Consider the following 9,340-nt stretch of genomic DNA (forward strand, 5'->3'; position numbering starts at 1 on the left):
TCTATTTCGGCGCTGGCAAGCCAACCAATTCAGGCTTCAAGCCTTCCGGTCGCTCGTTATCAAATGTAAACCCTGCGAATGGTCTGCGGATATTCTCACGGATTGTTCTGCGTTCGGCTTCACGACCTTTTGCAAAGGCTTCTTGACTTGCTCGGATGATGTCTGCATCACGTAGCAACTGTGCTTTCTTTTCTTTCCACAATCGTTCTTCTCGATTGTGAACGTGGATTCCTGCTCCGAGAAATCCGATAAACAATGCGCCAACTCCCAATAATTGGCTTGTTAAAGACGGTTCAATCATTTTGTTTCTCCTCATAAATTTTAATAATTTTGTCTTGATCAGCAATTCGCTGATTTGCTTCTTGTAGTTTTTCTTGTGTTTCAATCAGTGATTGATTGAGATCCAGAGCGACCACTCTCCAGTCCAGATTGGTTTCTTCGACCTCTTCCGAAAAGTAGTTTTTAATTCTTGTTAGTAGGTTCATCCGACTGACCTCATTTTCTTGCTTTTTACCATTTCTTTCTTCCAAGTTTGAGTTCCACGATATTGCAGATATTCGTCAAAGCCTTTGATTGTGACGAGCTGACCATCATTCCTAAGATGTTTCTGTTGGCTAGGTAGCTTCTTCATCTCGCGTCTCATGTCTCCAGCTTGTCGCTTTGAGCATCCAAAGATGTGTTCTAATTCTTCATCGTTTGCAGAAATCTTCTCGATGATCACATCTTTAATTCTCACAATTTCAACTGTTTCCATTTTTGCTCCTTTCGTGGTATAATTTTCTTGAATAATTTTGTCATGCGCCTGATTGCCGTCAGGTGCTTTTTTGTTTATACAATATTACTTTCCAGCGCCCTGAGTTCAATCTCATGGCTAACTTGTTTTAACAGCTTCTCACACGCTATCTTTGCTTCTCTGTACGTTGTAGATTTGCTGATGAAGTAATCAGCTAGTTCAATAATTTTATCTTCCATTTAAGCCTCTATATCAGTCTCAAGACTGATGAAATGTTTTCCTAATTTGCTATAATAACCTTGACTAGGACCTCTCACCGTTTTAGTCAAAATTTCAATAGAAAGGAGGGAAGGCTATGAGTAACAACTTAGAAAAATATGACATTCTACTAACACATGCTGTTATCGCTAAAAATACAGGACACAAGTTGATAGTCCATACAGCTGCAGGACAATACATTGGCGAACCTTATAATCCTGATAGCGCTGATTATCCTGACGTATCTGCAATTACTCAAGCGATAAAAGATCTTCGAGTTTCTGAATACGATGAAAAAAATCCAACAGCAATCTTTTTAGTAGATGTTGAAGTTCGCACCAATTCAATCGGCGGACCATTCAAAATGCCATACGTTTGTCTATTTTTAGATCAGATATTGGGTGTTTCGATTGGGAAATTTGAAAAGCCAACTGAAAAATAGCATCTTTGTCTATCGTAAAGTCTATCGGTTGACAGATAGGCTTTTTTCTTTTCCCTCTATACGGATATCGGTTCGGTTTCATGTTTGCTCCTTTCTATTTCTAATCTCCACTTCTGCTATAATATAGTCAGAAAGGAGGTAATGTTATGACTGAAATTCACGCATGTCTTTGCGGGAATTGGGTGAACCTATCAGCCGACGACGATTGTGTATAGGAATTCGTTTAGTTTTTCTTCCATTCCGTCTTCCTTTCTAACTTCATTCTCTTTTGTTATGAATTAAGCTACATCTTGTTGCTCAATCAATGGCAAAATTCCTTTTTTATTTTTGAGTAAATCGTAAAGGAACAAGCGTCCTTTTTGAGTCCAGTAAGTATGCATCTTGCTATAATCTGCATCAATTGTGTGAGTTTTTGATTGAGTATAACCTTTGCTAGCGTACTTCTGATATAAAAGCCAAGTGCTACCTTGCTTGTACTGTACTTTAAGTTCGTGCAAGATTTTATTCAACTTTGTAGCGCTCATCCCGTAATCTTTAGCAATTACTGAAATCGGTACAAGTGTTTTATTTTGCAATACCAAATCGTAGTATGTTGCTTTTGGTTGTAGTTCTTGGATAATTTGGTTCTTTTGAGCGACTTCCTCCTGCGCCTGCAAGCGTAATTGACGTTCTTCTTTCAGCTTCTGAAGTGCTGCGATTGCCATATCTGGATTTTCCAGAAGGTCATCAATAGCATACAGACCATGCTTACGAATTGATTTCAAGATTTCTTTTACTTTTTTCTTGAAATCTTTTGCCAGTGGCTTACGTGATTGCATAAGAACTTCGTAGAGACCGTTCTCTGTTAAGAACCATACCTCTCTATTTTGACCTGAGGTAAAGATTGTTTCCCTCAGCTTTTCGTCTTCATCGACTGTGTCAATCATGATTGATGGCTTACTATGTTCAATCCACTCTGCCACATCTTTTGCGAGAAAAAGTGGTTCATTTGCTGTACCGTATACTGTGAAGTGTTTACCAAGAACTTCCTGCTCAGTGATTATTTGTAATTCCATGTTATTCCTCCAACAATTGTTCAAGACGAACATTTAAATAATTTGCAATCGAGTTTAGAGTAATAGCAGATGGTGAACTGATATTCCATTTGCTGATTGCTCCATTGCCTAAATCAAGATCCTTCTCGATTTTATAAATCGAAATCCCCTTCTCTGAAGCAATTTCTTTTATTTTGTCATAAATCACTTCTGATACCTCCTTTCAATAGAAAATTTTATAAGAAAATAAGCGTTATTTGTTGACAAATAATAGAAAATAGTCTATTATGAGGGTATAAGAAATACAGCTATATCATAAAAACAGATACTACAAAAATCTTGGCGGATTATTCTATTTGTATTTTATGTTAGCCGGTCAACTAGCTTACAAAATAAGTATAAAGGAAAATTTTCTATTTGTCAACAGTTTTGATAGAAAATTTTACATTATTTTGTAAAGCCTTATTTTTGGAGGTTTTTACACATGACTATTTTAGATAGAATACGTTCGTTAGCTAACGATAGAAAGGTTACTCTCGCAGAATTGGAAAGAAATTTAGATTTTAGCAATGGTAGTCTTAGAAAATGGGGAACTTCAACCCCTAGTGGTGATAAAATTGAAAAGGTTGCTGATTACTTTAATGTATCAGTAGATTATTTACTAGGCAGAACACAAAATCCTTACACATCGAACGACAATTTAATGAACACTCAAGAACTTGAAACTCTAATAATGTTTCGAAAAGAAACTGAGGATATGTCAGATGATGAAAAAGAGCGCTTTAATAAAGCTCTCATTAACATGATGAAAAATGCTCGTGATCTTGTCAAAGATGATTCTTTCTGGAAGTAGGTACCTGTTTGAAACGATATAAAAGACCCTCAAAAGAAACTTACTTACAATATCACGAAAATGCAAATAGACTACTTATGGATATATCTGACCATTTCGATATTCATATTTCTCAAATTACTTTCGACCTAATCATTGATTTTTTCGAAACTAAGTTTAATATTCTATTTGTCTATTTCGAAGCGAATTTAATGTACAATTGGTTTCCGAGTAAGAAACAAGAACTTAAATATCATTTGACTTCAAATAATTCTCTATTATTGGTTGATTTCAGTTTTTGCAATGTTTGTTCTGGAATGACAATTCCGGATTTCGAAAAGAATCGCTTTGTTATTTACATCAATCAAGACGTAATTAAAGGAAGAGTTATGTTTACAATTCTTCATGAATTAGCCCATATATACTGTCATCTTATGAGTTCTGTTTATGATAAAGTTCTAGTTTCTAAGACCTCGTCAAACTATAGCGATTCCTATCCAACTGAGATCGTCCCATTAGAGGACGAAGCAAATACCATTGCATCAATTTTGTTTCTCAATGATTATAAGTTACTTGAGTACATAAAATCTGGCTTGACATTCAAACAACTTATTGAACGTAGTCAAATGTCAAAGCCTGCATTGCATAATCGTTTGATGAACTTTCTAATGTATAATTGTAATTGTCAAGAATATTATGCTCTCAATATCGTTCAAGGATACAAAAAAGACGAGGGCTGGACCATTATGGCTTTACAACAATTTCAAAGAGAATTGCAAAAAATCGCTTAAAATACAAGAGGTAAAAAGAACATGACGACACAATCGGAGAGGTCGTCGACATTTATAAGGTTTAAAAAATTTAGCAGAATTAGGAAAGGAATATCAAATAATGGCTAAAATCGTTAAAGTAACTGGTACAGAAGTTACTATCGCACATAATGAAGAATACATCAAAGTAAATCCATCTGAATTAAACTTTGTTCCGCAAATAGGAGATGAGGTCGAAATCCACAAAGTTGACGATGAAATAATCGTTATTAAAACAGAACAGAAGAAAGATGATAAAATCAACATCAGTATCGTCAACGAAAACAACGCTGTCCAAAATCAATCTCAAGTGGTAAATACGCAATCGACTGCAGTAGGTCTGCATTATGTAAATAAATGGGTGTATGTATTATTGGCTATATTCTTTGGCGGATTAGGTGCTCACCATTTTTACGCTGGATATAATGGCAAAGGGTTCTTTCACCTAATATTGCTTTTAACTGGTATTTCTGTTATCCTTGGTTTTTTCCAAGGAGTCCTAGCTTTGTTCAAGACGCCTGATGCTAATGGGAAAATTGCTGTCTAGTCAAGCCTGAGTTAATAAAAAAATCCCCACACTCTCGGTCGGCAAACTTCTGAGTGTGAGGAAATCCTGTATAAGAAACAACCATTCAAAAGGTCGTTTTCTTGTACCCATTTTATCAAAAAAGTGAGGTAAAATCAATGTGGATGGAAGAATTGCCAAACGGCAAATATAAATTTTTTGAGCGATATAAAGATCCATATACTGAGAAATTAAAAAAAGTCTCAGTTACGATGGAAAAGAAAACACCTCAAGCAAGAAATCAAGCTATTTTACTCTTGCAGGAAAAGATAAATAAGAAACTAGAAGATAAAAATAAAAACGTATCTGATATAACATTCAAAGAGCTTTATGATGAGTTTGAGGAAAATTGGAAAAATGGAGTTAGAGAATCAACGATCTATGCAGCAAACCATGTAAAAAATGAAATATTTAATCAGATAGAGGGTGATTATCTAGTTAGAAACATTGACCGTAGATTGTTGCAGAAAGTCATAGATCAACTGATTAAAGATGGGCGTTCCAGAAATTATACCTCAAAAATAAAATTTAAACTCAATCAGATTATGAAGTACGCTCTTAGAATGAATTATATCAATAGCAACGAAATGCTTTTTGTCGAGCTCCCCCGTAAAATTACAACCTCCGACGACTTAAAAAAGAAAAGGACAAAATATCTGGATCAAAAAGAGTTCAACCTCTTTATTAAAACTTTACAAAAAGAGGCTTTGCGTGATTATCGTTTAAACAAGTATATCCGTATAGCCAAAGTCCTTTTTCTAACTGGTATGAGATATGGAGAGCTTGCTGCCTTGAGTTACAAACACGATATAGACTTTTCGAAAAAGACAATCCACATAAGGCATACATACGATTTTAGACTTAAAAAGAGAACTGCACCAAAGACTGCAAAATCAGATAGAATTATAACTGCCCCTCAAAAAGTGTTAGATATTATCAAAGAGCAAATTATAGAGAATACAAAAAACGGATTTGATACTGATTCTATTTTCATCAACACTCTAGGAGAGCCAATAACAAGTGCCAGAGTTATTATACCTTTAAAAAATCATGGTAAAAAGCTAGGTATTGACAAAAATATCACTACTCACATGTTCAGACATTCTCATATCTCTTTGCTTGCTGAATTAGGAATCCCGCTAACTGCTATCATGGATAGAGTAGGGCATAGTGATTCAAAGACAACACTAGAGATTTATTCTCATGTCACTCAAAAAATGGTATCAGATATATCTAGCAAGTTAGAAAAGATAAAACTATAAATTCTGCCCCTTTACTGCCCCTTTTCCCTCGATAAAATAAATAAAAACCCTTTAAAGTGTTGATATTAAAGGGTTTTTAAATTGCACGAAAAAAGAGCACACAATTCACATCGCTTAGGGCTGCTGGATTCCTCCCCTGACCCGCTTCACGCAGAACTGTTGCTCCACTATTTATTATACCACATTCCCCTCGGTTTTTAAAGAGAAATTATTTTTTCCGTCGATTTCGGAAAAAATCCTGCATAATCGCTGCACACTCACTCTCCAAAACTCCCGTTTCTACCTCTACACGATGGTTGAGCCGCTCATCTGTCAAGATATCGTACAAGCTCCCAGCTGCACCAAATTTCTGGTTTTTAGCCCCATAGACCACGTTTGGAATGCGGGCAAGCCCAATCGCCCCACTACACATGACACAAGGCTCAATGGTCACAAAAAGAGTGCAATCCAGCAAGCGCCAGCTCTCCTCACTCAAGTTCGCATTCTCTATTGCCATAATTTCCGCATGCATAACTGCTCTCTGTAATTCCTCACGCGCATTATGCCCCCTACCAATGATTTCTCCATCCTTGACAATCACACAACCAATTGGAATTTCATCGTGTTCTAAGGCAATCTCAGCCTCTCTCAAAGCCTCTCTCATAAAGGCTTCTTTTTCTTCAACTGTATAATTCATCGTTCTTCTCTTTTCCTACTTGTCGATTCTATTATTATATCATGATTCCCAAGACAAAAAAAGCCACCCAACGGGGTGACTTAATAGGGAGATTATTATGAAAAAGAAAAGTTTAGGATTTTGCTACAACAAGTTAGGAGGTCTTCTTGTAACTGTCTATAGTATACCCGACTTCTCTTAAACTAATCTTAAAAATCTCCTATGACCAAACACTTTCTAAAATATTGGTTTGTTCACGACCAGGACCTACTGAGAATGTTGAGATGCGAACACCAACCAACTCACTTACACGACGAACATAGTTACGCGCATTCTCAGGAAGATCTTCCAAATTACGAACTCCAGTAATGTCTTCTGACCAACCAGGCAATTCCTCATAGATAGGCTTGCAACGTTTCAACTGTTCAAGACTAGCTGGATAGTAGTCGATACGTTGTCCATCAAGATCATAGGCCACACAGATTTTCACTGTATCCAAACCACTCAAAACATCAATAGAGTTCAATGAAAGATTGGTAATACCAGATACGCGACGGCTATGGCGCATCACAACTGAGTCAAACCAACCCACACGACGTGGACGGCCAGTTGTTGTACCGTATTCATGACCTACTTCACGAATGCGATCTCCCACTTCATCAAACAATTCAGTTGGGAAAGGACCATCTCCAACACGACTTGTATAAGCCTTACATACACCGACAACCTTGTCAATCTTACTTGGACCAACACCAGAACCGATTGTCACACCACCAGCGACAGGGTTTGACGAAGTAACAAATGGATAAGTCCCTTGGTCAATGTCCAACATGACACCTTGCGCACCTTCAAACAGTACACGTTTGCCATTGTCAAGCGCGTCGTTCAAGATAACAGATGTATCTGTCACATACTGCTTAATTTGTTGGCCATACTCATAGTACTCTTCAAAAATATCATCAATTGAAATAGGAGTACTGTCATATAATTTTTCAAACAGACGATTCTTTTCCGCAAGATTGCGTTCCAAGCGTTCACGGAAAATATCCTTATCCAAAAGATCTGCAATACGAATTCCAACACGAGCAGCTTTATCCATATAGGCTGGACCAATACCCTTGATAGTAGTCCCGATTTTATTGTCGCCCTTAGCTTCTTCTTGTAGACGGTCTAATTCAATATGATATGGCAAAATGACATGCGCACGGTCCGAAATGCGCAAATTATCTGTTGTCACACCTTCTTCATGAAGATAAGTCAACTCTTTTATTAGAGATTTAGGATTTACAACCATCCCATTCCCGATGACAGAGATCTTTTCAGGGAAGAAAATACCTGACGGAATCAAGTGCAACTTAAATTTCTTGCCATCAATCACAATTGTGTGACCAGCATTGTCACCACCTTGATAACGAGCAATCACTTCTGCATTAGCTGAAAGAAAATCTGTAATTTTCCCTTTACCTTCATCACCCCACTGGGTACCTACAACAACAACTGAAGTCATAATAAAATTCGTCTGAGCTACTAGCAGCTCGTCCTTTCTCATATACATGGCAGGAATTTCACCCGCAATTATATCTTACAATTTATTATAAGAAAAAAACACTATTTTATCAAGAAGAAACACTAGAAAAGATTTGGAATTTCTGTAAATTATAAAAATCAAATCCTTAAATTTTAAATAAAATCCTTAAATTTACAAATTAAATGCTCATTATTGTTCGTGATAAATGAAATATATGACCCTTACTAGTTTAGGACGGCACCTTCTTGAAGGAATTTATCAAGATACAAGCGATATGCCGTCTGAAAATGATATAAATTAAAGTCTTTAACGCTTGTAATTCTAAATCTTATCAAGTAATAAAGTAAAAAACGAAGATGAAGTGATTCCCACTCAGCACGACTCTGACCTAATGAAGCATATTCTTGTTCAACTAATTTCAAAAAAACAAATGCTCGATCATAAAAATTTTGAAGCATATAAAAAATCCCTTTCTTATTATTAACACTAGTCTAACAAAAATAATGGCTAAAAAAGCTTCAAATCCTATAAAAGTAGAATTTAAAGCCAAACGAACTAAAAATAAAATATAAAGACATTTATAGATGCAAAAATTAAGTTTTGAATTTTGAGAAGTTTACTTCATTTATAAAATCATAACCCCTCCTCTAAGGAGTAGTTTGCGCTAGGGAATATAAGGTCAAATTATCAGCAAGTACCTACAGACGATGACTTTCACGTTGTTTTAGCCTCATTGCTCTTTACTTATCGCTATCCTTGAAGGAATAATCTCTACATAATCAAGGATCAGGTGACCCTAAATAATCTCAATATTCTTATAATTTCACAAACCATGAAATACTACTCCTAGACTACTTCGATATGGATTATAGATAACTTTTTGTAAATACTTAGAGCTAAACACAATGTGATACTTACAGTGCCACTTTGTTTTTGATAATTATGAGCCTTTTGTACCATGGTTTCTCCTTTTACTATACAATTAGCTTGAAGACCTTTATTGTATAGCATTTGGATTTTTCTTGGCATAACAAACAACACACTCTCTCATAGCAGGTAGTTTATTTATCTCACTCCGTTAGGTGAGACGGACTAATAGTAACATAAGAAAAAAGAACACCACCAGGTGTTCTTTTTATCTGACTCCGCCAGTAGGACTCGAACCTACGACATCATGATTAACAGTCATGCGCTACTACCAACTGAGCTATGGCGGATAGAA

General features: G+C 36.1%; 14 protein-coding genes, 1 tRNA gene, 1 other RNA gene and 1 pseudogene. 5 read left to right on the forward strand and 12 right to left on the reverse strand.

What is annotated here, in order from left to right; all coding sequences use genetic code 11:
* Position 1: 1 nt before the first annotated feature.
* The 4 genes from SORDD24_RS10185 to SORDD24_RS11390 all read right to left on the reverse strand — a co-directional run bounded on the left by SORDD24_RS10185 (position 2) and on the right by SORDD24_RS11390 (position 972).
* Positions 2 to 301, reverse strand: a complete 300-nt coding sequence (locus tag SORDD24_RS10185; protein WP_061410083.1) for a hypothetical protein — start codon at positions 299 to 301, stop codon at positions 2 to 4.
* A complete protein-coding gene (locus tag SORDD24_RS10190; RefSeq protein ID WP_061410085.1) occupies positions 294 to 485 on the reverse strand; it encodes a hypothetical protein in 192 nt (63 codons plus the stop codon). The genes SORDD24_RS10185 and SORDD24_RS10190 overlap by 8 nt, the downstream gene beginning before the upstream one ends.
* Entirely contained in the window at positions 482 to 754 is a 273-nt protein-coding gene (locus tag SORDD24_RS10195) for a hypothetical protein (RefSeq protein ID WP_061410087.1), read from the reverse strand. Before SORDD24_RS10195 ends, SORDD24_RS10190 begins: the two co-directional genes overlap by 4 nt.
* Positions 755 to 828: 74 nt before the next feature.
* A complete protein-coding gene (locus SORDD24_RS11390; RefSeq protein WP_196757296.1) occupies positions 829 to 972 on the reverse strand; it encodes a hypothetical protein in 144 nt (47 codons plus the stop codon).
* A 116-nt stretch (positions 973 to 1,088) separates the two neighbouring features.
* Here SORDD24_RS11390 and SORDD24_RS10200 point away from each other — a divergent pair, with 116 nt between their 5' ends.
* Positions 1,089 to 1,433 (forward strand): hypothetical protein, encoded by a 345-nt coding sequence (locus SORDD24_RS10200; protein WP_061410089.1) that lies wholly within the window; start codon positions 1,089 to 1,091, stop codon positions 1,431 to 1,433.
* Positions 1,434 to 1,711: 278 nt separating this feature from the next.
* Here the strand turns inward: SORDD24_RS10200 and SORDD24_RS10205 are convergent, their stop codons facing one another.
* A complete protein-coding gene (locus tag SORDD24_RS10205; protein ID WP_061410091.1) occupies positions 1,712 to 2,488 on the reverse strand; it encodes a phage antirepressor KilAC domain-containing protein in 777 nt (258 codons plus the stop codon).
* 1 nt (position 2,489) lies between these two features.
* The gene (locus tag SORDD24_RS10210) at positions 2,490 to 2,675 is read right to left on the reverse strand and encodes a helix-turn-helix domain-containing protein (protein WP_061410093.1); all 186 of its coding nucleotides are present in this window, start codon (positions 2,673 to 2,675) and stop codon (positions 2,490 to 2,492) included.
* A gap of 276 nt (positions 2,676 to 2,951) precedes the next feature.
* Here SORDD24_RS10210 and SORDD24_RS11885 point away from each other — a divergent pair, with 276 nt between their 5' ends.
* The 4 genes from SORDD24_RS11885 (at position 2,952) to SORDD24_RS10230 (ending at position 5,935) form a co-directional block, all read left to right on the forward strand.
* On the forward strand, positions 2,952 to 3,320 hold the full coding sequence (locus tag SORDD24_RS11885) for a helix-turn-helix domain-containing protein (protein WP_081103588.1): 369 nt from the start codon (positions 2,952 to 2,954) through the stop codon (positions 3,318 to 3,320).
* Positions 3,321 to 3,616: 296 nt separating this feature from the next.
* Complete coding sequence (locus SORDD24_RS11890; RefSeq protein ID WP_231082765.1) at positions 3,617 to 4,090, forward strand: ImmA/IrrE family metallo-endopeptidase; 474 nt, start codon at positions 3,617 to 3,619, stop codon at positions 4,088 to 4,090.
* A 100-nt stretch (positions 4,091 to 4,190) separates the two neighbouring features.
* Positions 4,191 to 4,655 carry a TM2 domain-containing protein gene (locus SORDD24_RS10225; RefSeq protein WP_061410097.1) on the forward strand — a complete coding sequence of 155 codons (465 nt, stop codon included), beginning with the start codon at positions 4,191 to 4,193 and terminating at the stop codon, positions 4,653 to 4,655.
* Between the two features lie 137 nt (positions 4,656 to 4,792).
* On the forward strand, positions 4,793 to 5,935 hold the full coding sequence (locus SORDD24_RS10230; protein WP_061410099.1) for a tyrosine-type recombinase/integrase: 1,143 nt from the start codon (positions 4,793 to 4,795) through the stop codon (positions 5,933 to 5,935).
* An 82-nt stretch (positions 5,936 to 6,017) separates the two neighbouring features.
* Here SORDD24_RS10230 and ffs read toward each other — a convergent pair.
* The 6 genes and pseudogenes from ffs to SORDD24_RS10255 all read right to left on the reverse strand — a co-directional run bounded on the left by ffs (position 6,018) and on the right by SORDD24_RS10255 (position 9,335).
* Positions 6,018 to 6,111, reverse strand: an RNA gene (gene ffs / locus SORDD24_RS10235) — signal recognition particle sRNA small type.
* Positions 6,112 to 6,143: 32 nt separating this feature from the next.
* On the reverse strand, positions 6,144 to 6,611 hold the full coding sequence (gene tadA / locus SORDD24_RS10240; RefSeq protein WP_061410101.1) for a tRNA adenosine(34) deaminase TadA: 468 nt from the start codon (positions 6,609 to 6,611) through the stop codon (positions 6,144 to 6,146).
* Between the two features lie 199 nt (positions 6,612 to 6,810).
* Positions 6,811 to 8,097: an adenylosuccinate synthase gene (locus tag SORDD24_RS10245; RefSeq protein ID WP_061410121.1), complete on the reverse strand. Its 1,287-nt coding sequence runs from the start codon at positions 8,095 to 8,097 to the stop codon at positions 6,811 to 6,813.
* A gap of 245 nt (positions 8,098 to 8,342) precedes the next feature.
* Positions 8,343 to 8,576, reverse strand: a complete 234-nt coding sequence (gene comW, locus SORDD24_RS11895) for a sigma(X)-activator ComW (protein ID WP_061410103.1) — start codon at positions 8,574 to 8,576, stop codon at positions 8,343 to 8,345.
* Between the two features lie 341 nt (positions 8,577 to 8,917).
* Positions 8,918 to 9,078: pseudogene (locus SORDD24_RS11900) on the reverse strand (transposase); the annotation flags it as partial.
* A gap of 183 nt (positions 9,079 to 9,261) precedes the next feature.
* Positions 9,262 to 9,335: transfer RNA gene (locus tag SORDD24_RS10255), tRNA-Asn, on the reverse strand.
* Positions 9,336 to 9,340: the final 5 nt, after the last annotated feature.

This window comes from Streptococcus oralis (genome assembly GCF_001579175.1).
GTDB lineage: Bacteria > Bacillota > Bacilli > Lactobacillales > Streptococcaceae > Streptococcus > Streptococcus oralis_O.

Bases quoted from the DNA above. Each gene is read 5' to 3' on its own strand.
- SORDD24_RS10185 (WP_061410083.1), bottom strand. From the start codon at position 301: ATGATTGAACCGTCTTTAACAAGCCAATTATTGGGAGTTGGCGCATTG.
- SORDD24_RS10195 (WP_061410087.1), bottom strand. From the start codon at position 754: ATGGAAACAGTTGAAATTGTGAGAATTAAAGATGTGATCATCGAGAAG.
- SORDD24_RS10205 (WP_061410091.1), bottom strand. From the start codon at position 2,488: ATGGAATTACAAATAATCACTGAGCAGGAAGTTCTTGGTAAACACTTC.
- SORDD24_RS10200 (WP_061410089.1), top strand. From the start codon at position 1,089: ATGAGTAACAACTTAGAAAAATATGACATTCTACTAACACATGCTGTT.
- SORDD24_RS10190 (WP_061410085.1), bottom strand. From the start codon at position 485: ATGAACCTACTAACAAGAATTAAAAACTACTTTTCGGAAGAGGTCGAA.
- SORDD24_RS10230 (WP_061410099.1), top strand. From the start codon at position 4,793: ATGTGGATGGAAGAATTGCCAAACGGCAAATATAAATTTTTTGAGCGA.
- SORDD24_RS11390 (WP_196757296.1), bottom strand. From the start codon at position 972: ATGGAAGATAAAATTATTGAACTAGCTGATTACTTCATCAGCAAATCT.
- SORDD24_RS11890 (WP_231082765.1), top strand. From the start codon at position 3,617: ATGACAATTCCGGATTTCGAAAAGAATCGCTTTGTTATTTACATCAAT.
- comW (WP_061410103.1), bottom strand. From the start codon at position 8,576: ATGCTTCAAAATTTTTATGATCGAGCATTTGTTTTTTTGAAATTAGTT.
- SORDD24_RS10225 (WP_061410097.1), top strand. From the start codon at position 4,191: ATGGCTAAAATCGTTAAAGTAACTGGTACAGAAGTTACTATCGCACAT.
- SORDD24_RS11885 (WP_081103588.1), top strand. From the start codon at position 2,952: ATGACTATTTTAGATAGAATACGTTCGTTAGCTAACGATAGAAAGGTT.
- tadA (WP_061410101.1), bottom strand. From the start codon at position 6,611: ATGAATTATACAGTTGAAGAAAAAGAAGCCTTTATGAGAGAGGCTTTG.
- SORDD24_RS10245 (WP_061410121.1), bottom strand. From the start codon at position 8,097: ATGACTTCAGTTGTTGTTGTAGGTACCCAGTGGGGTGATGAAGGTAAA.